The following is a 24,291-nucleotide window of genomic DNA, read 5'->3' as shown; positions in this document are numbered from 1 at the left end:
TTGTGTTAGGCTGAGAGAAAAGAAGGAGTGATGATGCTTTGGGTAACGAGGGATTCAGCAGGCAGCGTCTGCTTCAGACAGTTGAGGAAAGCAGGGGCTTTCCCTCAATCGATCCCGAAGTTCTGGCCGCCCGCCTGGCAGAAATGGCAGCGGTCGGCTGGACGGAAGAAGGCGGTATTACGCGTTATGTTTATACAGAGGATGAACAGAAAGCAAAAAATCTTTTCCGTTCCTGGATGGAAGAAGCCGGGCTGAGTATAAGAGAAGACGGCGTGGGTAACATCTACGGCCTGTGGGAGTCAGCCCGGGCCGGAGCTCCAATTATCCTTACCGGTTCCCATTTAGACACTGTGAAAAACGGAGGTGCTTTTGATGGAGCCCTCGGGTGCGTATCGAGCCTGATGGCTGTAGAAGCGTTGAAAAAAGAAGGCGCTGAGCTGGATTGTTCCGTAGAGATTGCCGTCTTTGTAGATGAAGAGGGCGCACGCTTTGGAAGCGGCCTGCTCGGAAGCCGGGCAGCCGTTGGCGATATATCGAAGGATGCCTTTTTTCAAATGCGTGATGATGAAGGAATTACAGCAGCGGAAGCAATGAAGCTGATGGATTATTCGCCGAACAAGCTCGAAAATAATATTTACCCGCGCGAACGTCTGCGGGCGTATTTGGAACTGCATGTTGAACAGGGGAAACAGCTCGAACAACAGGAAGCCAGCATCGGAGTGGTTGAAGGAATTGCGGGACCCTCCTGGCTTGAGGTTCATTTTTTCGGGGAAACAGATCATGCCGGCAATACTCCGATGAACATCCGGAAAGACGCAGCAGCCGCGGCTGCAGAATTTATTCTTTATTTGGAGCAGCTTCCGGCCATGCACAGCGACACGGCTGTAGCAACAGTAGGGAGGCTCTCTTTGGAACCGAATGGTTCAAACGTGATCGCCGGCGAAGCCCGGCTGACAGCCGACATCCGGGATCTTGATGAGGGCGTTCGGGATCAGATGATCACCCAGGCACGAAGCGAAGCTGAAAGAATAGCAAAACGCCGCGGGATTACTGTCTCTCATGAAGTGGCTTTCAGAGTAAAACCAGTACCGGTGCCTGAGTGGATCCGGCGTTCAATTGAGGATGCTTCCCAAAATATTGGTCTTGCTACCGAATCGCTCGTATCGGGAGCCAGCCACGATGCTATGATGTTTGGTGCTTACGTGCCGTTTGGCCTTCTGTTTGTGCCGAGCTTTGAAGGTAAAAGTCACACGCCGGAAGAATTTACCGAATTAAAGGATTGTGTAAACGGGGTGGCTGTTTTAAAAGAGACCATACGAAAGATAGGCACAGGGAAATAACGATAAATAGACGAATGAAGCGGAAAACGGTATTCTGCTTCATTCGTTTTTTTTAGAAAAAACCTGTTATAATTAAAATGTTGAAGTAAAGTAATAAGGAGTAGCGAACTGAATGGCAAAAAATAAACAAACTTTTTATGTAGAGGAAGAAGAAACCGTAGAAGAATGCCTCGCCCGGATTACTGCCGAAGGCTTTATGCCGGTACGCCGGATGGAAAAGCCCGTATTTGAAGAACGTACCATTAATGGAGAGGTGCAGTATGTGCCGGTAAGGCAGGAAATCAGCTTTGAAGCAAAAAGGAAATAAACGAACGATTATGATTTGTTCTTTCTGATTGTTCGATTTTTGATTGACAGATAATATAACAACTTGTTAAGCTAAAACACGTAAGCTAGAAAAGCAGAACGATGACAATCCTCATATACTTTCGGGAATAAGGCTCGAGCGTCTCTACCCGGCAACCGTAAATTGCTGGACTATGAGGAGAATGATCAAACGAAGCCTTTGTCTGAAATAGTAGAAGCTTCGGCTTGAATTTTTCTTCTATAGTAGAGCTTATACGTTCATGAGACCTTCCCCGGCGTGTGGAGGACTATCCTTTTTAAGGGTGGATCCGGCACCGGGGCTTCTTTATGTCAAAAAGTAAGTGAGGAAAAGTAAAGGAGTGGCGCAAGTGGAACCTCAGGTAGGAGTAGTTATGGGCAGTACGTCCGACTGGGAAACAATGCAGAAGGCATGCGGGGTGCTCGACGAGCTCGGAGTACCGTATGAAAAAAAAATCGTATCTGCTCACCGGACGCCGGACTATATGTTTGAATACGCGGCAGCAGCAAGAGGGCGTGGCTTAAAAGCGATCATCGCAGGGGCCGGCGGAGCAGCTCATCTGCCAGGGATGCTGGCGGCAAAAACGACTCTTCCAGTTATTGGGGTGCCAGTCCAGTCCAAAGCTTTGAGCGGATGGGACTCGCTTTTATCCATCGCCCAGATGCCCGGCGGCGTGCCGGTAGCGACCGTAGCAATTGGAACGTCCGGGGCAACAAATGCGGGGCTGCTTGCCGCCCAGATGATTGCAGCCTTTGACGAAAAGCTGGCAGATAAACTCGGTCAGCGTAGAGAACAAATGCGTAAGCAGGTCATGCAGTCAGGAGATGAACTATGGAACGAATAATGAAGCCAGGACAGACAATCGGAATACTTGGAGGCGGACAGCTCGGACGGATGATGGCGTTTGCGGCTAAGCCGATGGGCTACCGGGTTGCCGTGCTTGAACCAAAAACAGGCTCCCCTGCCGGTCAGGTGGCAGATGTTGAAATTGAAGCTTCTTACGACAATCGTGCAGGAGCGGACAGAATGGCAGAAGCGTGTGACGTATTAACTTATGAATTTGAAAATATTGACGCAGAAACAGCCAGACATCTGGAAAACATCCTTTATCTTCCGCAGGGAAGCTATCTCCTTCATACGGCGCAGCACCGCCTGCGCGAAAAACAGGCTATTGAAGCAGCGAATATTAAAGTAGCCCCGTATCACCAGGTTACCTCCCGCGAGGAGCTTGCGGCAGCGGTAGAGCAGATCGGCGTGCCCAGCGTATTAAAAACATGCCGCGGCGGCTACGATGGTAAAGGCCAGGTAGTGTTAAAAGCAGCAGAGGAAGCAGAAGCGGCGTTTGAAACTCTTGGCGGAACCGATGGCAAAGAGCTAGTACTCGAGGCATGGATCCCGTTTCAAAAAGAAATTTCCTGCATTGTCACCCGGAGCGTACACGGCGAGACCGGCGTGTTTCCAGTCGGAGAAAACATCCATGTTAATAACGTGCTGCACCAGACCATTGTACCGGCACGAATCTCGCGGTTCGTGAACGAAGAAGCGATCCGTATCGCCCATCGGCTTGCCGAGCATGTGGATCTTGTTGGCACCCTTGCGGTGGAAATGTTTGTTACAGATGATGAAACGGTGTATGTAAACGAAGTGGCGCCGCGGCCGCACAATTCAGGCCATTATACGATTGAAGCCTGTGAAACCTCCCAGTTTGAACAGCACATCCGTGCCATCTGCGGTCTTCCACTTGGCCCTGCCGGACTGAAGCAGCCGGTGGTGATGACCAACATTCTCGGTGAACATGTCGAAGCAGTGACCACGCATATGGAAGAGTGGAGCAAGGACCATGTGCATCTGTACGGCAAGGATGAAGCCAAGCCTGGCCGGAAGATGGGGCACTGGACAGTGCTGAGGGAAAATCTTCAGGATGCGCTCGACCGGTCCACAGGCGTATGGAAGCAGTACATAGAGAAATAATTATTAAAGAGAAGAGTGGAGGAACCTGACTATGATCGATCGTTACACACGCCCGGAAATGGGAGCCGTCTGGACTGAGGAGAACCGCTTCAACGCCTGGCTGGAGGTCGAAATCTGTGCCTGCGAAGCCTGGTCGGAGCTTGGGGATATTCCAAAGGAAGATGTGGAAAAAATACGGGACAACGCTTCGTTTAATATCGAACGGATCCAGGAGATTGAAGAGGAAACACGCCATGACGTTGTGGCGTTTACACGGGCGGTGTCAGAGACGCTCGGCGATGAGCGCAAATGGGTTCATTACGGCCTGACCTCGACTGATGTGGTGGATACAGCTCTTTCTTATTTAATTAAGCAGGCCAATGATATTTTGCGGGCCGATTTGGAACGCTTTCTCGAAATTTTAAAAAACAAGGCAAAAGAGCATAAGCATACGATCATGATGGGGCGCACCCACGGAGTGCACGCAGAGCCAACCACCTTCGGCATCAAACTCGCTCTCTGGTATCAGGAAATGAAGCGCAATATCGAGCGCTTTGACGCAGCGGCCGAGGGCATCCGCGTTGGGAAGCTCTCGGGAGCAGTGGGCACATTTGCCAACATTCCGCCGGCTATCGAGGAATCGGTTTGCCGGAAGCTTGGCCTTCAGGCGGCGCCGGTATCGACGCAGACGCTGCAGCGGGATCGTCACGCAAATTACATGAGTACGCTCGCGTTAATTGCTACTTCGATCGAAAAAATGGCCGTCGAAATTCGCAGCCTTCAAAAAAGTGAAACCCGGGAAGTGGAAGAATTTTTTGCCAAAGGACAGAAGGGCTCCTCGGCGATGCCGCATAAGCGCAACCCAATCGGATCAGAGAATATGACTGGACTGGCCCGGGTGATCCGCGGCCATATGCTGACCGCTTATGAAAATGTGCCGCTCTGGCATGAACGTGATATTTCCCACTCTTCGGCCGAACGGATTATTATTCCAGACGCGACTACGGCACTTAACTACATGCTGAACCGTTTCGGCAATATCGTGAAGAACCTGACAGTGTTTGAAGACAACATGAAAGCAAATATGGACAAAACGCTCGGCCTTGTCTTCTCCCAGCGCGTGCTGCTTACGCTGATCAACAAAGGCATGGTGCGCGAGGAAGCGTACGACACCGTACAGCCTAAAGCGATGGAAGCATGGGAAAAAGGCATTCCATTCCGGGAGCTTGTAGAAAATGAACCGGCCATTACGAATGTGCTAAGCAGTGAAGAAATTGAGGAATGCTTTGACCACCGCCATCACATGAAGGAAGTCAATACGATCTTCGCCCGTGCCGGTATCGAATAACAAGGGATAGTCCAAAGGAGGAGCCTGCAATGGAAAAACGCGCTCTATTGTATGAAGGAAAGGCCAAAAAACTGTATGAAACAGACGTAGAAAATACGCTCTGGGTAGAGTACAAAGATGATGCGACAGCGTTTAATGGAGAGAAAAAAGAAGTGCTGGTCGGCAAAGGCAAGTTAAACAACGAAATTTCCTCCCTGTTGTTTCAAAAGCTGCATGAAGAAGGCATAAACAATCACTTCGTAGACCGGCTCTCCGAAACGGAGCAGGCGGTTAAAAAAACAACGATCGTTCCGCTCGAAGTTGTAGTGCGAAATATTGTCGCCGGCAGCCTCCACCGTCGCACCGGCATTGAGGAAGGCACGGAAGTGGACCGGCCAGTAGTGGAATTCTATTATAAAGATGACGAGCTTGGGGACCCTTTAATCAATGATGATCACATCCGGCTGCTGCAGGCTGCTTCTCCGGTGCAGGTGAAGGACATGAAGCAGGTGGCCGAGCATGTGAATGAAACGCTCAAAAAGCATTTTTCCGACCACGGTCTGCTTTTGGTGGACTTCAAAATTGAATTTGGCACGACAGAAGACGGGAAGCTGCTGCTGTCTGATGAAATTTCCCCGGACACGTGCCGGCTGTGGGATAAAGAAACCCGGCAGAAATTTGACAAAGATCTATTTCGTTACGGCATTGGTTCTCTGCAGGAAGGCTACACCGAAATATTACAGCGATTAGGAGGAGCTGCACATGGTTAATGTTCAAGTGTATGTGACATTAAAAGAGGGAGTGCTTGATCCGCAGGGAAGTACGATTGAAAACGCTCTGCAGACGATGGGGTACCATGAAGTGGCATCTGTGCAGACCGGCAAATATATTGAACTTGAAATAGAGGAAGGAAACGACCTTGAAGCCCGAATCGAAGAAATGTGTGAAAAGCTTCTGTCCAACCCTGTGATTGAAGATTATACGTATACGATTGGAAAGGGCGTGTCCTGATGAAGTTCGCGGTTATCGTGTTTCCAGGCTCCAACTGTGACGATGATATGTACTACGCAATCCAGGAAGGTCTCGGGGAACCGGTAGATAAAGTCTGGTACACCGAAGAAAGCGTTGCGGACTATGACGGTATTTTTCTTCCCGGCGGGTTTTCCTACGGAGACTATCTGCGTTCTGGTGCAATTGCCCGTTTTGCCCCGGTCATGGCTAGCGTCGTGGAGCAGGCGGAAAAAGGAAAACCGGTTCTTGGCGTGTGCAATGGCTTCCAGGTGCTGCTTGAAGCCGGCCTGCTTCCGGGAGCGATGCAGCGGAACCGATCGCTGAAGTTTATCTGCCGTCCGGCCCGTCTGGTGGTGGCAAATCATGAGACCGGCTTCACTTCCAAATATGAAGGGGAGGAGCGAATTACGATCCCGGTAGCCCACGGTGAAGGAAACTACTACTGTGACGATGAGACCCTGAGGGATCTGCAGACCAACAGCCAGATTGTGTTCACCTACGAGGACAATTTTAACGGCTCCAAAGAAGCGATTGCCGGCATTGTAAACAAGCAGGGCAACGTGATGGGCATGATGCCGCACCCGGAACGCGCAACCGATCAGATTCTTGGCAGTGACGACGGATTGAAAATCTTTCAGTCAATATTGAAGCAATGGAGGAAATCCCATGTCCTTACTACTTGAGCCTTCTGCAGAACAGATTGAACAGGGAAAAGTTTATCAGGAAATGGGCGTTAAAGACGAAGAATTCGAAATGATTAAAAAAATTCTCGGGCGCCTGCCAAACTATACAGAAATCGGCCTGTTTTCGGTCATGTGGTCGGAGCACTGCAGCTATAAGCATTCAAAAGCCCAATTGAAAAAGTTTCCGACAGAGGGAGAGCATGTGCTGCAGGGCCCCGGCGAAGGGGCCGGCATTATCGATATCGGCGACGAGCAGGCTGTGGTCTTCAAAATGGAAAGCCACAACCATCCGTCAGCGATTGAGCCTTACCAGGGCGCAGCTACCGGCATCGGCGGCATTCTCCGGGACGTGTTCTCGATGGGGGCCCGTCCGGTCGCTATTATGAATTCACTTCGTTTCGGGGAGCTGGTCAAGCCGCGGGTGAAGTATTTATTTGAAGAGGTTGTTGCCGGGATTGCCGGATACGGTAACTGCATCGGCGTGCCGACGGTCGGAGGCGAAGTGCAGTTTGATCCGAGCTACGAGGGTAACCCGCTCGTTAACGCTATGTGCGTCGGGCTTATTGATCACAAGGATATCCAAAAAGGTATTGCCAGCGGAGCTGGAAACACAGTGATTTACGTTGGGGCAAGCACCGGTAAAGACGGTATCCACGGGGCTACTTTTGCTTCGGAAGAAATCAGCGACGAATCGGAAAGCAAGCGTCCATCCGTACAGGTGGGGGACCCGTTTATGGAAAAGCTGCTGCTTGAAGCATGCCTTGAACTCGTGAAGTGTGACTCGCTCGTGGGGATTCAGGACATGGGAGCTGCAGGGCTGACTTCTTCTTCAGCAGAAATGGCCAGTAAAGCAGGATCGGGCATCGAGATGAACCTCGATACGGTGCCGCAGCGGGAACTTAACATGAGTCCGTATGAAATGATGCTTTCCGAGTCCCAGGAGCGGATGCTTCTGGTCGTTAAGCAGGGAGAAGAAAAGGAAATTCACGACATCTGCAGTCATTGGGGGCTTCATTCAGCGGAGATCGGGCGTGTAATCGATGAACAGCGGCTTGTACTCTGGCACGGCGGGGAGAAAGTAGCGGACGTGCCCGTAGATGCGCTCGCGGAAGACGCACCGGTGTACCATCCTGAGTCCAGGGAGCCGGAAGCGTTCCGCAAACGGCAGGAGCAAAAGGCGTGGCGGCCGGATGTGAGTGATGTGAAAGAAACGCTCACGGCTCTGTTAAAGCAGCCGACTGTAGCTAGCAAGGAATGGGTGTATGACCAGTACGATTACATGGTCCGTACCAACACAGCTGTTCAGCCTGGCTCTGATGCGGCGGTGCTCCGGGTGCGCGGCAAAGACAAAGCGCTCGCGATGACGACCGACTGCAACGCGCGCTACCTCGGGCTTGACCCGGAACAGGGCGGCAAAATTGTCATCGCAGAAGCTTCACGGAACATTATCTGCTCAGGCGGCCTGCCACTCGGCCTGACGGACTGCCTGAACTATGGGAATCCGGAAAAACCAGAGATCTACTGGCAGTTTGAAAAGTCGATTGATGGTATAACTGAGGCGTGTAAAACTCTTGAAACTCCGGTCATTGGCGGAAACGTTTCGCTTTATAATGAAACGCAGAATGGCGCAATTTACCCAACGCCGGTCGTTGGCATGGTCGGCTTGATTAAAGAGCTTGCCCACATCACGACCCAGGAATTTAAGCAGGCGGGAGATGCCGTATACATTATCGGTGAAGCAGGAGAAGACTTCGGCGGCAGTGAGATCCAGGAAATGCAGACCGGATCGATTGACGGACGGGCCCCGGAGCTTGACCTTGAAACGGAACTCCACAGGCAGCGCAGCGTGCTGGAAGCTATTCAAAAGGGTCTGGTTCAGTCAGCACATGACGTATCCGAAGGCGGACTTGCTGTGGCGGTGGCGGAGAGCACGTTTGGCACCGGCCTTGGTGCTGAGATAGTAATCAACGGAAACGTTATGGAGGAATTGTTTGCAGAAACGCAGTCCCGCTATGTAATTTCCGTAGCGAGAGAGAATCAGGAAGCCTTCGAACAAATAGTAACAGACGCCAAGTATGCCGGCAGCGTGACAGAAGAAGCGACATTGCATTTATCTAAAGAATCGGGAGAGACGATTCTTCAAGCTTCTGCCAAGGAGTTGGAGAACGCCTGGAAAGGAGCTATTCCATGCTTGGTGAAATCAAAGGCTTAAATGAAGAATGCGGCGTGTTTGCTGTCTGGGGCCACGAGGAGGCAGCACAGCTTGCTTACTACGGGCTGCACAGTTTGCAGCACCGCGGTCAGGAAGGGGCAGGCATTGTCGTCAGTGACGGCGATAAACTGTCGAGCCACAAAGGACTCGGTCTGATTACGGAAGCCTTTAAAGAAGGAGATCTCGAACAGCTGCAGGGAAGCTCGGCCATTGGCCACGTACGCTACGCGACGGCAGGCGGAGGCGGCCTTGTGAACTGCCAGCCGCTGCTTTTCCAGTCGCAGACGACAGGACTTGCAGTTGCGCATAATGGAAATCTCGTGAATGCAAACCATGTGAAAGAGGAGCTCGAAAGGAAAGGGAGTATTTTCCAGTCGACCTCTGACACTGAAGTGCTCGCCCACTTGATTAAGCGAAGCGATGAAACCCGCTTTGAAGATCAGTTGAAGGATGCCTTGTCCTACATTGAGGGTGCGTATGCCTTTGCGGTAATGACCGAGGACAAGCTGCTGTGTGCTATGGATCCGAACGGCCTGCGCCCGCTTGCGATAGGGACAATCGGCGATACGTACGTGGTAGCCTCGGAAACATGCGCGTTCGATGTAATTGGAGCTGAATACCTGAGGGATATGCAGCCGGGAGAAATTATAAGCATCGATGACTCAGGCATGCATTCGGAATTGTTTTCCACCGCTACTTCCCGGGCGATCTGCAGCCTGGAGTATGTTTATTTTGCCCGCCCGGACTCCAACGTGGACAATATTAACGTGCATACGGCGAGAAAAAACCTCGGCAAAGAAATGGCCAAAGAAGCGCCGGTGGAAGCAGATGTCGTGACCGGTGTGCCGGATTCTTCGATTTCTGCGGCTATTGGCTACGCCGAAGCTACCGGCACGCCGTATGAGCTCGGCTTGATTAAAAATCGGTACGTGGGCCGGACCTTTATCCAGCCGTCGCAGGCGCTGCGTGAGCAGGGAGTGAAAATGAAGCTGTCCGCTGTACGCGGAGTCGTTGAAGGCAAACGGGTCGTTATGGTGGACGATTCGATTGTCCGGGGGACGACCAGTAAACGGATTGTCCGGATGCTGAAAGAAGCAGGAGCGACGGAAGTGCATGTACGCATTACTTCACCGCCGATTACGCATCCGTGCTTTTACGGAATAGATACGTCAACAAAAGCAGAATTGATCGCCTCGAGTTACACTGTTGATGAAATGCGCGATTTAATGGGAGCGGATTCGCTTTCATTCATCAGCATCGAAGGCCTGCAAAACGGGATCGGCCGGGATAAGAGCGAGCCGAACTGCGGCCAGTGTCTTGCGTGCTTTACCGGCAAATATCCAACAGAGATTTACGACGATACGCTTCATCCGCACGACAAAATTATGAATGGTTGATAAAGGAGGGGCTACGGATGTCTGAAGCTTACAAGCGGGCCGGGGTCGATGTGGAAGCAGGATACCAGGCGGTAGAGCGGATGAAAAAACACATTGCCCGAACCGGGCGCCCCGAAGTGATGGGGGCCCTCGGCGGTTTTGGCGGCATGTTTGATATTTCCTCGCTTCCTTACAAAGAACCGGTCCTTATTTCAGGGACAGACGGCGTCGGAACGAAATTGATGCTTGCTTTTCAAATGGACAAGCACGATACAATCGGCCAGGACGTAGTGGCGATGTGTGTGAACGATATCGCCGTTCAGGGGGCTGATCCCCTCTATTTCCTGGATTATCTGGCCCTGGGAAAAGCAGATCCTGAAAAAATTGAGCAGATTATCAAAGGTGTGGCAGACGGCTGTGAGCAGGCAGGGTGCGCTGTTATCGGCGGAGAGACTGCTGAAATGCCGGGCATGTACAGCGAAGAAGAGTACGATCTGGCAGGATTTGCCGTCGGTGCAGCCGAGAAGGCGGATATTCTGGACGAGCCAAAAGCCAGGGACAAAGATGCGATTATCGGGGTAGCCTCTTCGGGTATTCACAGTAACGGATTTTCCCTTGTACGCAAAGTACTGTTTGAAGACGGTCTGTTTACAATGAATGACACGGTGCCTCCGTTTCAGCGTCCGCTCGGGGAAGAGCTGCTCGAGCCGACAAAAATTTATGTAAATGCGGCGAAAACAATTAAACAGCTGGGCACAGCCAGAGGGATGGCTCATATTACCGGCGGCGGTTTTTTTGAAAACGTTCCGAGAATGCTCCCGGAAGGCTGCGGTGCGATGTTTGACGTCGACAACTGGCAGCAGCCGGAGATTTTTTCTTTCATTCAAAATGAAGGCCATTTATCCCCGGATGATATGTTTGGCACCTTTAACATGGGGATTGGTTTGATGGTCGTCGTAGCAGCCGAAGAAAAAGAGAACATGCTTCAGGCCTTAAAAGAGGCCGGAGAAGAGGCCTGGGACATAGGAGAAGTGACAGATGGCGGCGGTGTCCAGGTGAAGGGGGCTACGTGCTGATGAAGCTGGCTTTATTTGCCTCCGGTACCGGCTCGAACGCCCGTTCATTGGTCCGTGCAGCCCGGGAGCAGAGACTCGAAGCAGAGTTTGTGCTGGTTGTCTGTGATAAGCCGCAGGCCCCGGTCGTTGCCTTTGCCGAAGAGGAGGGCATTCCGGTGTTCGCTTTTTCGCCGAAGAAGTACGAGAACAAGGCGGCGTTTGAAACTGAAATCGTAAAGGAATTACATGATAAAGGGGCGGAGCGCATCGTGCTTGCAGGTTATATGCGGCTCATTGGGGATAAGCTGCTTACGGAATACGGCGGACGGATGATTAATGTCCATCCGTCACTGCTTCCGTCTTTTCCTGGAAAAGACGCCATCAGACAGGCGTGGGAGGCCGGAGTAAAAGTGACCGGCGTCACCATTCACTACGTTGATGAAGGCATGGACACAGGGAGCATCATTGCCCAGGAGCCAGTCGGGGTGAAAGACACGGATTCACTCGAGACACTTACTGCTGGCATTCAGGCTGTCGAACACCGGCTCTATCCGGAAATCGTCCAGCGGTGGATTACCCGTCCCTTGAAAAAAGTACAAACCAATACGGAGGGAGCCAACCATTCATGAAACGAGCGTTAATTAGTGTGTCAGATAAAGAGGGCATTGTCCCCCTTGCCAAAAGCCTCGAAAAGCAGGGCATCGAAATTATTTCCACGGGGGGAACGAGCCGCGTGCTTGAGGAAAGCGGCGTGCAGATCACGGGTATTTCAGACGTTACCGGTTTTCCCGAGATACTTGACGGCCGGGTGAAGACCCTGCACCCAAACATACATAGCGGACTGCTTGCACGCCGCAGCAACGATGACCATACATCCCAGCTGCGGGAGCACAGCATCGAACCGATTGACCTGGTAATAGTAAACCTGTATCCGTTTAAAAAAACGATTGAGAATCCCGATAAATCGTTTGAAGATGCGATTGAAAATATCGATATCGGCGGCCCGGCAATGCTCAGGGCGGCGGCGAAAAACTTTGAAGACGTCACTGTAGTTGTCGACCCGGATGATTATGAGCTTGTACTGACAGAGTTAAAAGATGGCGGCACGGTATCAGCAGAAACAAACAAAAAGCTGGCGGCCAAGGTTTTCCGTCACACTGCCTCCTATGATGCGTTAATTGCAGACTATTTAACTAAAGAAGCGGGAGAAAAGCATCCGGAGATGTACACCGTGACGTATGAGAAAAAGCAGGATCTGCGCTACGGGGAAAATCCTCATCAGGAGGCTGCTTTTTACCGGGAGCCAATTGGGCCGTTAAGCTCGATTGCAAATGCCTTCCAGCTGCACGGCAAAGAGCTCTCCTATAATAATATTAATGATGCCGAAGCAGCGCTCAGTATGATCCGCGAATTCACGCATCCGGCTTCTGTAGCTGTTAAGCACATGAATCCGTGCGGGGTCGCGATCGGGGAAACGCTTGAGGAAGCCTACGACAAAACGTATGCCGCAGATCCGGTCTCGATATTTGGCGGCATTGTCGCTTTTAACGGTGAAGTGACAGAGGCTATTGCAGAGAAGCTGAAGGAAATCTTCCTTGAAATTGTCATTGCTCCGAGCTTTTCGCAGGAAGCCCTTGATCTGCTGACCCAGAAGAAAAATATCCGTCTGCTGACTGTAACGCTTGAGGGATTGGCAGAGACCCGCTCTCAGCTGACTTCCATCCACGGCGGCCTGCTGGTACAGGACGAGGATACCAAGGGTTTTCTGGACGCAGACGTGCGGGTGGTAACCGAACGGGAGCCGACAGAAGCGGAGTGGGAAGATTTAAAGCTTGCCTGGAAAGTAGTTAAGCATGTGAAATCCAACGCGATCGTATTGACGAAAAACGTTCAAACGATAGGAATTGGCGCTGGCCAGATGAATCGGGTCGGATCGGCTGAAATCGCTATTAACCAGGCAGGAGAGGAAGCGGCGAACAGTGCTCTCGGCTCCGATGCTTTTTTCCCAATGCAGGACACGGTGGAAACAGCTGGGGAAGCCGGCATTTCGGCGATTATCCAGCCAGGCGGATCAATTCGGGACCAGGAGTCCATCGACCGGGCGAATGAGTTGGGAATTACTATGGTATTTACCGGCATGCGCCATTTTAAGCATTAAAATCGGCAGAACAGCCCGGAATTCTGTTTCCCGGGCTGTTTTTTAAAATGGCAGAGGGACGAAGAGAACGGTTTTTGAACAGGAGGATCGCGATGAATGTTTTAATTGTAGGAGCAGGCGGCCGGGAGCATGCCCTTGCTTATGCCTTTGCAAAAAGCGCAAGTGTAACCCGCGTGTACGCAGCGCCCGGGAATGCGGGAATGGAAAACCATGCAGAGTGCGTTGATATTGCTGAAACCGATGAGGATAGCCTGGTGGCTTTTGCCAAAGACAGATTGGTGGAGCTGACGGTGATTGGGCCGGAAGCGACGCTGTTAGCGGGACTTGCTGATCGCTTCGAACAAGAGGGCCTGCGTGTCTTCGGCCCGAAAAAGAAGGCCGCTATGATTGAAGGAAGTAAGACATATGCCAAAGAAGTCATGGAACGCTACCATATCCCCACCGGTACTTATGCGTCATTTTCAAAATACAACGAAGCCGAAGCATATGTGCGCAGACAGGGCACACCAATCGTCATTAAGGCTGACGGCCTGGCCGCCGGAAAAGGAGTCACTGTGGCGATGACTGAAGAAGAAGCGTTAAAGGCACTCGAGGAAGTGTTGAAAAATCATAAATTCGGCGAGGCGGGGGCTGAAGTAGTCATTGAAGAATTTTTAGAAGGCGAAGAGCTGTCTTTAATGGCTTTTGTGCATGGCGAAACGGTCGTACCCATGGTAGCGGCCCAGGATCATAAGCGCGCCTATAATAACGATGAAGGGCCTAATACTGGAGGGATGGGCGCTTACAGCCCCGTACCCCAGTTTACCCAAAAAGACATTGATGAAGCGGTGGAAAAAGTGCTTCAGCCGGCAGCCTCCGGCCTGAGGCAGGAAGGGTCGCCGTTCACCGGCGTTTTGTATGCCGGGTTAATGATGACCTCTGCGGGGCCGAAGGTAATTGAATTTAATGCGAGGTTTGGCGATCCGGAAGCGCAGGTGGTGCTCCCCCGGCTCGAATCTGATTTGGCCCAGCTTCTAATAACCCTTCTTGAAGGAGAAAAACCTGAACCTGTATGGTCGGAAGAAGCAGTACTGGGAGTAGTAGCTGCCTCTAAGGGCTACCCGGGGAGTTATGAAAAAAACCATCCTATTCAGCAGGTGCCGGAGAGCCCCCTTCTCTTTTTTGCAGGCGTAGAAAAGAAAAATGGCATATATGTAAACAGCGGCGGCCGGGTGCTGCTGCTGTCCGAAAAGGCAGCTACCCTGGCTGAAGCGCAGGAAAAGGTATATGAAAAATTGAACGAACTTGATACGGGTAATTTGTTTTACCGCACCGATATTGGTTTTCGGGCACTGCGGTAAAGCGCGGAAGAACTGTTTCTGCTGTCAGCAGAAGCAGTTTTTTTATGAACATTGCAAAGCGAATATGAATTTTATGTTATATTTCTTGTCATTTTCTTTCTCCCGTAAGCAAGAGTCTGTTACAATAAGCAGGATAAAAACATTAGTACAGTTTTATCGCTTTCATTATAATTATTCCTAATGTTTTGAGTGAATTCTGACAATTAATTTAAACTGTGTCATTATTTTTATGAAATTATAAAAACAGTTGTAAAAAAAGGAAAACGTTTCAAAATTGTCACCTGAAAATATAAAAAAGCGTTTACATTTGTGATATGATAGGGAAAATGAAGTCGAGTAACGAACTGTGTGCAAGAGGAGAGATGTTTGAATGGCAAATAAGCTGTATCATTGGAGCAAATCAACATTGAGAGAGCATCTTTCCGTGATGAGGGGCGAGACGGCTCCCTCTATTATTTTAAAAGATGCAACGTACTTAAACAGTGCCCGCAAAAGCTGGAGTCGCGGACATATCTGGATATATGACGACCGCATTATGTACGCCGGGCCGGAATGGCCTGAGAAAACAGAGGGTTCAGAAATAGTCGACTGCGGCGAGAAGTGGGTGGTACCGGGCTACATTGAGCCGCACGCTCATCCGTTTCAACTCTACAGCCCGCAGACGCTGGCGGAATATGCTTCTGTACGCGGTACCACCACGCTTGTAAATGATAATTTGTTTCTGTTTTTAAATATGGAAAAATACCAGGCATTGGCTGCTATTGAAGATCTCGGGGAGCTGCCTACATCCATGTTCTGGTGGGCCCGCTATGATTCGCAGACTGAACTGGAAGAAGAAGACAGATGGTTTTCGCCGTCCAACATGAAGGACTGGCTGGAGCATCCGCTGGTTGTTCAGGGCGGGGAACTGACTTCCTGGCCTAAGGTACTGACCGGCAACGATACGATTTTACACTGGATGCAGTATACGAAGGAACTGAATAAACCAATTGAAGGGCACCTGCCGGGCTCTTCAGTATCGACGATTACACAGATGGCGCTGCTGGGCGTGGACGGCGAGCATGAAGCAATGACAGCGGAGGAGGCACTTCGCCGGCTGGACGCGGGGCTTGTGACTTCCCTTCGTTATTCTTCGATCCGCCCGGATCTTCCGGAAATGATTGAAGGCCTGCTGGAGGCTGGAATTACAGATTTCCGGCGCTTTACGCTGAATACTGACGGGTCTACTCCAGCTTTTTATAAAAATGGAGTAATCGATCGAACGATTCAAATCTGCCTGGATAAAGGCGTGCCGGAAATCGATGCGTATGAAATGGGCTCGTATAATGCGGCGGTTCACCTGGGACTCGACAATTTAATCGGTATGATTGCGCCGGGAAGGCTCGCCCATCTGAATATTTTATCGGATAAGCGAGACCCGAGACCGGAGGCCGTGCTCGCCAAAGGGCAGTGGGTGTACAAGGACGAAACGAACCTGTATCCGAAGAAGCCGTTTGAATGGGAAAAGTACGGAGTGACGCCGCTTGAAATTGATTGGAAATTAAAGGAGAGCGATTTTCACTTTTCCATGCCGATGGGAATTGAACTGGTGAATTCCGTTATTTTAAAGCCGTATCATATCGGTATTGAAGCAAATAATGACGAGCTTTGGAAAACACATGATGAATCCTTTTTCATGGTCATTGACCGTTACGGGAACTGGCGTGTTAATACAATCTTAAAAGGGTTTGCGACTAAGGTGGACGGATTTGCTTCTTCTTTTAATAACAACGGCGATATTATTATGATCGGTAAGCACAAGGAAGATATGGAAAAGGCTGCCGGGGAACTGATAAAAAATAAAGGCGGAATTTTTCTGGTTGAAGACGGGGAAGTGGTGGAGCATATCTCCCTGGATATTTTCGGCCTGATGTCCTCGAAGCCGATGGAAGAGGTTATTTTTGAGCATGAAAAAATTGTAGCCGCGCTGAAAAACAGGGGCTATCCACACGATGATCCAATTTATTCTCTTTTATTTTTTGCAGCGACTCATCTCCCGTACATCAGGGTTACACAAAAAGGTATATATGACGTTCATAAAAAAATGGTACTCTTTCCTGCCATTATGCGTTAAACTGTAAAAGCAGGTACTGATATCAGCTAGTTTCAGCTTGCATGGAACTGTTTCGCGCGTCGTTATATGAATAAATGCCTTCGTCTGTCACGTAGCCAAAAAGGAGTGTAGTGTGTTGCAGATTGACAAATTAAGGGGAAAAGAGCTCGACCAGCTCTTTCAGGCGATCCTTTCGTTAAAAAATATTGATGAGTGCTATGAATTTTTTGACGATCTATGCACGATTAATGAAATTCAATCACTTGCCCAGCGGCTTGAAGTAGCGAGAATGCTTCAGCACGGATATACGTATCATAAAATTGAATTGGAAACCGGTGCGAGCACCGCAACCATATCACGTGTGAAACGGTGCCTGAATTATGGAAACGACAGTTACCAAATGACTCTCGACCGCGTGCACAATGAAAAACAGGAGCAGGACTCACAATAGAGCGTAACAGACAGACGCGTATAAAACTCCCAACGGACTGCCGGTTGGGAGTTTTTTTGCGGCAACAGCCAAATAAGTTTATTTAGTAACAGCAGCGGATTTGGTATAATGAAAGACTGAAGAACGAAAAGCAGAAAGGCCCGGAATATTTGGATGTTTCAAGCATCAGACGCTTTCAATCCGGTCTTATCTATTTTCATAAAGGGAGTACAAGAGGATGCTATCATATTCAGAATGGGAACATGCCTTCAAGCTGGATCCGGCGAAGTCGATCAGCGACGAAGATTTAGAACAAATATGTGAATCTGGAACAGATGCGGTGATTGTAGGAGGAAGCGATGGAGTCACTCTTGATAATACATTAAACCTTTTGGCCCGGGTGCGGAGGTTCCCGGTCGCATGCGCACTTGAAATTTCAAATATAGAGGCGGTAACTCCCGGCTTTGACTGCTATCTCGTACCAACGGTTCTAAATGCCGGAGATGCCCAATGGATCACCGGGCTGCATCAGAAGGCTCTGAAGAAAATGGGGCCGGCCCTGGAGCAGGAGGAAGTGCTCGCAGAGGGCTACTGCATTTTAAATCCTGAAGCTAAAGCTGCAGTTTTGACAGACGCGGAGACTGAACAGACGGAAGAAGATATTGAAGCGTACGCCGCGATGGCGGACCGGTTATTTCACCTTCCGATTTTTTATATAGAGTACAGCGGGACGTATGGAGACGTACGAATGGTCCAGGAAGCACGCAGAACGTTAAGCGAAGCAAGGCTTTTTTACGGCGGCGGCATTCGTTCGAAAGAACAGGCGGCGGAGATGGCTGCTTATGCCGACACTATTGTAGTCGGGGACATCGTGTATGAGAACATCAAAAAAGCAGTGCAGACCGTCAAGGCGGTCAGGCCGTAGCATGAATCGCAAATATTCGCTATACTGGATAGGAACGTATGTTCCTTAATACTTACGAAAGGCGGTGGCACCATGCAGCGACAAATCATTGAGCGCATGTTATCCGGAATGAACGAGCCACAGAAACGGGCGGTGCAGCATACAGAAGGTCCGCTTTTGGTTATGGCCGGTGCTGGAAGCGGAAAAACCCGGGTATTAACCCACCGGATTGCTTACTTAATCAGAGAAAAAATGATTCCTCCCTACGCGATTCTTGCCATTACTTTTACAAATAAAGCAGCGAAGGAAATGAAGGAACGTGTCGGCAAACTCGTTGGCCCGGTTGCTGAAGACATATGGATGTCGACGTTCCACTCAATGTGCGTCCGCATTCTGCGCCGGGACATCGACCGGATTGGCTATAACCGGAACTTTTCAATTTTGGATGCAAGCGACCAGCTGTCTGTGATCAAGCAGATTTTAAAAGACCAGAATATTGACTCGAAAAAATTTGAGCCACGGGCGATTCTCGGTATGATTTCATCCAGTAAAAACGTGCTGGAAACCCCAAAGCAGTTCGCAGAAAGAGCGGAAGGGCCTTTTGAAGAAATCGCAGCGGATGTGTACAAAGAGTACCAGCGCAGGCTTCGGAACAATCATGCTCTTGATTTTGACGATCTGATTATGAAAACAATTCAGCTGTTTGAAGACGTCCCGGAGGTACTGCAGTTTTATCAGCGGAAGTTTCAGTACATTCACGTAGACGAATACCAGGATACCAACCGGGCGCAGTATATGCTTGTTAACATGCTTGCAGAAAAGCGCCACAATCTCTGTGTCGTAGGGGATTCAGACCAGTCCATTTACAAATGGCGCGGGGCGGATATACAAAATATTCTTTCCTTTGAGCGCGATTATCCGGAATCGGTCACCGTGTTCCTCGAACAGAATTACCGGTCGACGAAAACGATCCTGCGCGCGGCAAATGAAGTGATTAAAAACAATGCCGGGCGGAAAGAAAAGACGCTCTGGACGTCGAATCCGGACGGGGAAAACATCTATTATTTCCAGGCTTCCAATGAACGTGATGAAGCGTATTATGTGGTGGATAAGATTAAAGAAATTACGAGAAAGAAAGACATCCGCCACGGTGATATTGCCGTTTTGTACCGGACAAATGCCCAGTCCCGTGTAATTGAGGAAATGTTCGTAAAGTCGGGCGTGGAATACAATATGATCGGCGGCACCAAGTTCTATGACCGTAAGGAAATTAAGGATCTGCTTGGCTATCTGCGGACGGTCGCGAATCCGGACGATGATATCAGCCTTGGACGGATTGTGAACGTACCGAAACGGGGTATCGGGGCTTCGACAATGGAAAAAGTCACAAAATACGCTGCCAGTCAGGATATTTCGCTTATCCATGCGCTGCAGGAGGCCGACCAGATTGGCCTCGGCGCCGGACCCACAAAGAAACTGCAGTCCTTTGCCGAACAGATGAACCACTGGATGCAGATGCAGGATTATCTGTCGGTTACCGAACTGGTCGAAGAGCTGCTGGAAAAAACCGGATACCGGGAAGCGCTGAAAAATGAACGCTCGCTTGAGTCGCAGAGCCGCCTCGAAAACCTGGAGGAATTTATGACGGTAGCCCAGGAGTTTGAAAAGCGGAGTGAGGACAAATCATTAATTTCTTTTTTAACAGACCTGGCACTTGTTGCTGACTTAAATGAAAACGATGAAACGGATGTGCGGGATAAGGTAGCGATGATGACACTGCACTCTGCGAAAGGGCTCGAGTTTCCGACAGTGTTTCTTATCGGGATGGAAGAAGGAATTTTTCCTCACAATCGGTCGCTGTTCGAGCCTGAAGAGATGGAGGAGGAGCGCCGGCTTGCCTATGTCGGGATGACCCGGGCCGAGCAGGAGCTTCATCTGACCCACGCTTCTATGCGAATGCAGTACGGACGAACGCAGGCGAATCCGATGTCTCGGTTTATCCAGGAGCTTCCGCAGGAGCTTCTATCCGGACGCGAAGAAAAACGGCAGGCGCCTGCCGCCGGGAAAACGGCTTCCCCATTTGAGCGTAAGCGCCAGGCCGCAACAGCGGCCCCCCGGGAAAGCAAAGCACCGACGCCAAGCGGAGGAAGCGACCTGGCCTGGAGTATCGGTGATAAAGCCAAGCACAAAAAATGGGGCACTGGCACGGTGGTCAGCGTACGTGGTGAAGGCAATGACATGGAACTTGATATTGCCTTTCCGAGCGAAGGCGTCAAAAGGCTGATGGCTACATTCGCTCCGATTGAAAAAGCGTAGAAAGGAAGAAGCCGATGGAGAGAAAACAAGCAGAAGAACGCGTGGAAAAACTCCGCCAGCTATTGGATAAATACGGCTATTATTACTATGTGAAAGACGATCCGATCGTGCCGGATGCGGAATACGATGAACGCCTGCAGGAGCTGATCCAGCTTGAAAATGATTTTCCGGATCTGCAGGCTCCCGACTCTCCAACGGTTCGGGTTGGCGGGGCCCCTCTGGAGGGGTTTCGCAAGGTGCAGCACCGGATTCCGATGTTGAGCCTCGGTAACGTGTTTAATGAACAGGATGTCCGGGACTTTGACCGGCGGGTGCGCCAGGTGACCGGCGATAATGTAGAGTATGTGTGTGAATTGAAAATCGACGGCCTGGCAGTGTCGCTTTCCTATGAAGACGGCCAATTCGTTCTTGGGGCTACCCGGGGTGACGGCACTACCGGGGAAGATATCACCCATAATCTGAAAACCGTCCGGGCGATTCCTCTGCGTCTTGACGAGGCAGTGGATATTGAAGTACGCGGGGAAGTGTTTATGCCTGAACGCTCGTTTCTCAGCTTGAATGAAGACAAAGAAAAAAATGGTGAAGAACCGTTTGCGAATCCACGCAACGCAGCTGCGGGGTCGCTCCGGCAGCTTGATCCGAAAATTGCGGCTAAGCGGAACCTGGATATTTTTCTTTACGGCGCTGGCAATGATGATGAACTGGATGTGAATACGCACGCCGAGTCGCTTGATTATATGGATCAGCTCGGGTTCAAAGTAAATCCGGAAACCAAAAAATGCCGGACCATTGAAGAAGTGCTGGAGTTCGTGGACTACTGGACGGAAAATCGCAACGGGCTTTCCTATGAAATTGACGGTGTTGTAATTAAGGTGGACGACCTGGGACAACGGGAGGATCTTGGCTTTACAGCCAAAAGCCCGCGCTGGGCAACAGCATATAAATTCCCGGCGGAAGAAAAAGTGACCACACTTGAGGATATTATTTTGAGCGTTGGACGTACCGGCGTTGTAACTCCGACGGCGAAACTGACACCGGTTCAAGTGGCGGGGACGACGGTGCAGCGGGCGTCACTTCATAACGAAGACCTGATCCGGGAAAAAGGAATTAAGCTTGGCGATCAGATCGTCGTCAAAAAAGCCGGAGATATTATCCCGGAGGTTGTACGGGTGCTGACAGAACTCCGGGAGGGCGATGAACAGGAGTTTGAAATGCCGACGGAATGCCCTTCCTGCGGGACAGAACTCGTGCGCCTCGAGGAGGAGGTGGCTCTTCGCTGCATCAACCCTAATTGCCCAGCCCAACTGCAGGAAGCGCTGATTCATTTTGTTTCCCGGGGAGCGATGAATATTGATGGCCTCGGGGAGAAAGTAATCCAACAGTTGTTTTCGCACCAATTAGTGTCTGGTATTGAAGACATCTATAAGCTTGACCGGGACGAACTGCTCGAGCTTGAGCGGATGGGGCAAAAATCCGTTGATAATCTGCTGAACGCCATTGAAGCGTCCAAGGAAAATTCGCTGGAGCGTTTACTATTCGGCCTTGGGATCCGGTTTGTTGGCTCCAAAGCTGCCCGGACCCTGGCCGAGGAGTTCGGTACGATGGAGGCGCTTGAACAGGCGGATAAAGAACAACTGCTCGCTATTTATGACATTGGCGAGAAGGTAGCTGATTCCATCGTCAGTTATTTTGAACAGGACAATGTTTCGGAACTGCTTGAAGAGCTGCGCCGGCTCGGACTGAATATGGAATACAAAGGCCCGCGGAAATCAGAACAGGCGACAGATACAGTATTTAGCGGGAAAACAGTGGTCCTTACCGGAAAACTCCAGGAGCTGGCCCGAAAGGATGCTAAAGCACGCATTGAAGCGTTAGGTGGTAAAGTCACCGGCAGCGTCAGCAGTAACACTGATATCGTAGTGGCAGGAGAAGAAGCCGGCTCTAAATTGGAAAAAGCGAGAGAGCTGGATGTCACAGTCTGGAACGAGCAGCAGCTGATCGAGCAGACAAGAGAATAAAAAGAAGATAAAAGTAGCTTGTTTCACTCGGCCATACCTTCTAAGATAGAAAGTGAAAAGAAAAAATGTAAACCTCTGGATGCAGAAAAGAGGGAAAAACTTCTGCAAGGAAACGCCGGGAATGGAGGAAATGATATCATGCGGAAAAGAGCCGGCCTTGTTATAGCTGCTTCCGTGTTTGCATTGTCAGGATGCGGGTTGTTTGGCGGGGGGGAGTCGGAAACAGAGGACTCCCAGCCGGAATCAGAAGAAGATTTATCACTAAGCGCCGGTATTCCCAGTTTGGATGAGTACTACCGGGCTGTACTCACCGATGACGGGGAATACGTTACCGGTGAATCACGCGGGCTCAGTAGTGCCGTTGTTTATAACCGCTTTGACCTTGAGCGGATGGAAATTGGCATGCAGGAGCTTGCCTCGGAAGAATTCAGCCAGGACAACTATTACTTCCGGGAAGGCCAGATCATTAAACGTGATGAATTAAACAACTGGCTGCTCCGGGAGGGAGAAAAAGAAGACGGACAGTCAACGACAAGGCCGAGCGGACTGAACCCGCCGCTTGCCGGAAGTGAGGGTGATGGGTTTGAGGAGCGCGAACGCGGCCAGCCGAGAACCATGTCCAACCTGCTTGAGCATAACTATATGGAAGAAGGAAGCAACGGCAGCCTTGAGCTCGGCGGCATTGTTATTGGGCTGTCTATGAACGAAACATATTACTTCCGCGAAGAATATGAAGACGGTACATACGGTCCGTGGCTTGAGGAATCCATCAGTGAGGAAAATGCCCTCGAGGATGCCAAGCGTATTGCGGGGGAAATTACCGAACGTCTGCGGAATAATGATCGCGAAAATGCAGATCGGATCGAAGAAGTTCCGATTATGTTTACTGTCTTCCAGGAGGCGCCAAGGGATTCAAGCGTCCCGGGTACATTTATTGCCACCGGGATGGCAGAGCCGGGGCAGGAGCCTGGAAACTGGAACGAGCTGAATGAATCAAACTACCTGTTCCCTTCCTCGGAGGCAGAGGAAAACAACCGTTCTGATTCGGAAATGTTTAATGAATTTTCGAACGAAGTGAACACCTTTTTTGCTGAGACGGTCGGGGTTGTCGGCGAGGGGCATTACGTCAATGGCGAACTCGACAGCATGAGGGTCGATATCCCGATTCAATTTTACAGCAAAACAGAAATCATCGCCTTTACCCAGCACGTAGCGGATAAAGTGGAAGACATTTTCCCAAGCAGCCTGGAAGTAGAAGTGAATATTAATTCCTCAGCCGGCCAGGAAGCGTTAATTACTAAAGAGCCGGGAGAAGATATGTACGTTCACGTATACAATGAATAATTTGTGAACGCGGGAAGTGGGCACAGTTGCCCGCTTTCCTTTTTCTTTGATATGATCAGAGTATTGTCACGACAGAAGAACGACAGAAGCATTTAAAGGAGGAGAAATTAATGGCTCATATTTCAAAAGAAGACGTAGAGCATGTGGCCCATCTGGCACGACTTTCTGTTTCAGATGAGAATGTGGAAAAGCTGACTGAAGAGCTTGATGCGATCATTGGATTTGCTGAACAGCTCGATGAACTTGATACGAGTGACGTGGAGCCGACATCCCACGTACTGGATATTCACAATGTCCTGCGTGAAGACACCATTCAACCATCGCTTGACCGGGAGGAAGCATTAAAAAATGCTCCGGAACAAAAAGACGGCCAGGTCAAAGTACCATCCGTGCTGGAGTAAAAGAAGGGA

At 50.3% G+C, this 24,291-nt stretch carries 21 protein-coding genes and 1 riboswitch; all 21 genes read left to right on the top strand.

Features of this window, described 5'->3' with window-relative positions:
• Positions 1-38: 38 nt before the first annotated feature.
• The 21 genes from CHL76_RS10755 (at position 39) to gatC (ending at position 24,282) form a co-directional block, all read left to right on the top strand.
• Positions 39-1,340 carry a Zn-dependent hydrolase gene (locus CHL76_RS10755; RefSeq protein ID WP_233133366.1) on the top strand — a complete coding sequence of 434 codons (1,302 nt, stop codon included), beginning with the start codon at positions 39-41 and terminating at the stop codon, positions 1,338-1,340.
• Between the two features lie 112 nt (positions 1,341-1,452).
• The gene (locus tag CHL76_RS10750; protein WP_079474209.1) at positions 1,453-1,647 is read left to right on the top strand and encodes an NETI motif-containing protein; all 195 of its coding nucleotides are present in this window, start codon (positions 1,453-1,455) and stop codon (positions 1,645-1,647) included.
• A gap of 91 nt (positions 1,648-1,738) precedes the next feature.
• Positions 1,739-1,840, top strand: a riboswitch (purine riboswitch).
• 174 nt (positions 1,841-2,014) lie between these two features.
• Entirely contained in the window at positions 2,015-2,509 is a 495-nt protein-coding gene (gene purE / locus CHL76_RS10745) for a 5-(carboxyamino)imidazole ribonucleotide mutase (protein WP_079474362.1), read from the top strand.
• A complete protein-coding gene (gene purK / locus CHL76_RS10740; protein WP_094908546.1) occupies positions 2,497-3,636 on the top strand; it encodes a 5-(carboxyamino)imidazole ribonucleotide synthase in 1,140 nt (379 codons plus the stop codon). The genes purE and purK overlap by 13 nt, the downstream gene beginning before the upstream one ends.
• 31 nt (positions 3,637-3,667) lie before the next feature.
• Positions 3,668-4,963: an adenylosuccinate lyase gene (purB, locus tag CHL76_RS10735; protein WP_094908545.1), complete on the top strand. Its 1,296-nt coding sequence runs from the start codon at positions 3,668-3,670 to the stop codon at positions 4,961-4,963.
• A gap of 29 nt (positions 4,964-4,992) precedes the next feature.
• Positions 4,993-5,712: a phosphoribosylaminoimidazolesuccinocarboxamide synthase gene (purC, locus tag CHL76_RS10730; RefSeq protein WP_079474212.1), complete on the top strand. Its 720-nt coding sequence runs from the start codon at positions 4,993-4,995 to the stop codon at positions 5,710-5,712.
• Complete coding sequence (purS, locus tag CHL76_RS10725) at positions 5,705-5,953, top strand: phosphoribosylformylglycinamidine synthase subunit PurS (protein ID WP_094908544.1); 249 nt, start codon at positions 5,705-5,707, stop codon at positions 5,951-5,953. The genes purC and purS overlap by 8 nt, the downstream gene beginning before the upstream one ends.
• Positions 5,953-6,636 (top strand): phosphoribosylformylglycinamidine synthase subunit PurQ, encoded by a 684-nt coding sequence (gene purQ / locus CHL76_RS10720; protein ID WP_094908543.1) that lies wholly within the window; start codon positions 5,953-5,955, stop codon positions 6,634-6,636. Before purS ends, purQ begins: the two co-directional genes overlap by 1 nt.
• The gene (gene purL, locus CHL76_RS10715) at positions 6,620-8,848 is read left to right on the top strand and encodes a phosphoribosylformylglycinamidine synthase subunit PurL (RefSeq protein ID WP_094908542.1); all 2,229 of its coding nucleotides are present in this window, start codon (positions 6,620-6,622) and stop codon (positions 8,846-8,848) included. The genes purQ and purL overlap by 17 nt, the downstream gene beginning before the upstream one ends.
• Positions 8,824-10,245 carry an amidophosphoribosyltransferase gene (gene purF / locus CHL76_RS10710; protein ID WP_094908541.1) on the top strand — a complete coding sequence of 474 codons (1,422 nt, stop codon included), beginning with the start codon at positions 8,824-8,826 and terminating at the stop codon, positions 10,243-10,245. Before purL ends, purF begins: the two co-directional genes overlap by 25 nt.
• Positions 10,246-10,262: 17 nt before the next feature.
• Entirely contained in the window at positions 10,263-11,300 is a 1,038-nt protein-coding gene (purM, locus tag CHL76_RS10705) for a phosphoribosylformylglycinamidine cyclo-ligase (RefSeq protein WP_094908540.1), read from the top strand.
• The gene (purN, locus tag CHL76_RS10700) at positions 11,297-11,908 is read left to right on the top strand and encodes a phosphoribosylglycinamide formyltransferase (RefSeq protein WP_094908587.1); all 612 of its coding nucleotides are present in this window, start codon (positions 11,297-11,299) and stop codon (positions 11,906-11,908) included. The genes purM and purN overlap by 4 nt, the downstream gene beginning before the upstream one ends.
• The gene (gene purH / locus CHL76_RS10695; RefSeq protein WP_094908539.1) at positions 11,905-13,437 is read left to right on the top strand and encodes a bifunctional phosphoribosylaminoimidazolecarboxamide formyltransferase/IMP cyclohydrolase; all 1,533 of its coding nucleotides are present in this window, start codon (positions 11,905-11,907) and stop codon (positions 13,435-13,437) included. The genes purN and purH overlap by 4 nt, the downstream gene beginning before the upstream one ends.
• Positions 13,438-13,529: 92 nt before the next feature.
• Positions 13,530-14,777 carry a phosphoribosylamine--glycine ligase gene (gene purD / locus CHL76_RS10690; RefSeq protein WP_094908538.1) on the top strand — a complete coding sequence of 416 codons (1,248 nt, stop codon included), beginning with the start codon at positions 13,530-13,532 and terminating at the stop codon, positions 14,775-14,777.
• Between the two features lie 370 nt (positions 14,778-15,147).
• Positions 15,148-16,890 (top strand): adenine deaminase C-terminal domain-containing protein, encoded by a 1,743-nt coding sequence (locus CHL76_RS10685; protein ID WP_094908537.1) that lies wholly within the window; start codon positions 15,148-15,150, stop codon positions 16,888-16,890.
• A gap of 115 nt (positions 16,891-17,005) precedes the next feature.
• The gene (locus CHL76_RS10680; protein WP_091615863.1) at positions 17,006-17,320 is read left to right on the top strand and encodes a YerC/YecD family TrpR-related protein; all 315 of its coding nucleotides are present in this window, start codon (positions 17,006-17,008) and stop codon (positions 17,318-17,320) included.
• Positions 17,321-17,537: 217 nt separating this feature from the next.
• Positions 17,538-18,224: a heptaprenylglyceryl phosphate synthase gene (gene pcrB / locus CHL76_RS10675; RefSeq protein WP_094908536.1), complete on the top strand. Its 687-nt coding sequence runs from the start codon at positions 17,538-17,540 to the stop codon at positions 18,222-18,224.
• Positions 18,225-18,296: 72 nt separating this feature from the next.
• The gene (pcrA, locus tag CHL76_RS10670) at positions 18,297-20,519 is read left to right on the top strand and encodes a DNA helicase PcrA (protein ID WP_094908535.1); all 2,223 of its coding nucleotides are present in this window, start codon (positions 18,297-18,299) and stop codon (positions 20,517-20,519) included.
• Positions 20,520-20,533: 14 nt separating this feature from the next.
• Positions 20,534-22,537: an NAD-dependent DNA ligase LigA gene (gene ligA / locus CHL76_RS10665; protein ID WP_094908534.1), complete on the top strand. Its 2,004-nt coding sequence runs from the start codon at positions 20,534-20,536 to the stop codon at positions 22,535-22,537.
• Between the two features lie 138 nt (positions 22,538-22,675).
• A complete protein-coding gene (locus tag CHL76_RS10660) occupies positions 22,676-23,881 on the top strand; it encodes a CamS family sex pheromone protein (protein WP_143745376.1) in 1,206 nt (401 codons plus the stop codon).
• A 110-nt stretch (positions 23,882-23,991) separates the two neighbouring features.
• On the top strand, positions 23,992-24,282 hold the full coding sequence (gene gatC, locus CHL76_RS10655) for an Asp-tRNA(Asn)/Glu-tRNA(Gln) amidotransferase subunit GatC (RefSeq protein ID WP_079474226.1): 291 nt from the start codon (positions 23,992-23,994) through the stop codon (positions 24,280-24,282).
• Positions 24,283-24,291: the final 9 nt, after the last annotated feature.

Source organism: Marinococcus halophilus (genome assembly GCF_002265875.1).
In the GTDB taxonomy this organism is placed as follows: Bacteria; Bacillota; Bacilli; order Bacillales; family Marinococcaceae; genus Marinococcus; species Marinococcus halophilus.
Note: the sequence above shows the minus strand (reverse complement) of the source record. Positions and strands in the feature narration are given on the sequence as shown.

Bases quoted from the DNA above. Each gene is read 5' to 3' on its own strand.
- CHL76_RS10750 (WP_079474209.1), top strand. From the start codon at position 1,453: ATGGCAAAAAATAAACAAACTTTTTATGTAGAGGAAGAAGAAACCGTA.
- purK (WP_094908546.1), top strand. From the start codon at position 2,497: ATGGAACGAATAATGAAGCCAGGACAGACAATCGGAATACTTGGAGGC.
- purB (WP_094908545.1), top strand. From the start codon at position 3,668: ATGATCGATCGTTACACACGCCCGGAAATGGGAGCCGTCTGGACTGAG.
- purC (WP_079474212.1), top strand. From the start codon at position 4,993: ATGGAAAAACGCGCTCTATTGTATGAAGGAAAGGCCAAAAAACTGTAT.
- purS (WP_094908544.1), top strand. From the start codon at position 5,705: ATGGTTAATGTTCAAGTGTATGTGACATTAAAAGAGGGAGTGCTTGAT.
- purQ (WP_094908543.1), top strand. From the start codon at position 5,953: ATGAAGTTCGCGGTTATCGTGTTTCCAGGCTCCAACTGTGACGATGAT.
- purL (WP_094908542.1), top strand. From the start codon at position 6,620: ATGTCCTTACTACTTGAGCCTTCTGCAGAACAGATTGAACAGGGAAAA.
- purF (WP_094908541.1), top strand. From the start codon at position 8,824: ATGCTTGGTGAAATCAAAGGCTTAAATGAAGAATGCGGCGTGTTTGCT.
- purM (WP_094908540.1), top strand. From the start codon at position 10,263: ATGTCTGAAGCTTACAAGCGGGCCGGGGTCGATGTGGAAGCAGGATAC.
- purH (WP_094908539.1), top strand. From the start codon at position 11,905: ATGAAACGAGCGTTAATTAGTGTGTCAGATAAAGAGGGCATTGTCCCC.
- purD (WP_094908538.1), top strand. From the start codon at position 13,530: ATGAATGTTTTAATTGTAGGAGCAGGCGGCCGGGAGCATGCCCTTGCT.
- CHL76_RS10685 (WP_094908537.1), top strand. From the start codon at position 15,148: ATGGCAAATAAGCTGTATCATTGGAGCAAATCAACATTGAGAGAGCAT.
- pcrB (WP_094908536.1), top strand. From the start codon at position 17,538: ATGCTATCATATTCAGAATGGGAACATGCCTTCAAGCTGGATCCGGCG.
- pcrA (WP_094908535.1), top strand. From the start codon at position 18,297: ATGCAGCGACAAATCATTGAGCGCATGTTATCCGGAATGAACGAGCCA.
- ligA (WP_094908534.1), top strand. From the start codon at position 20,534: ATGGAGAGAAAACAAGCAGAAGAACGCGTGGAAAAACTCCGCCAGCTA.
- CHL76_RS10660 (WP_143745376.1), top strand. From the start codon at position 22,676: ATGCGGAAAAGAGCCGGCCTTGTTATAGCTGCTTCCGTGTTTGCATTG.
- gatC (WP_079474226.1), top strand. From the start codon at position 23,992: ATGGCTCATATTTCAAAAGAAGACGTAGAGCATGTGGCCCATCTGGCA.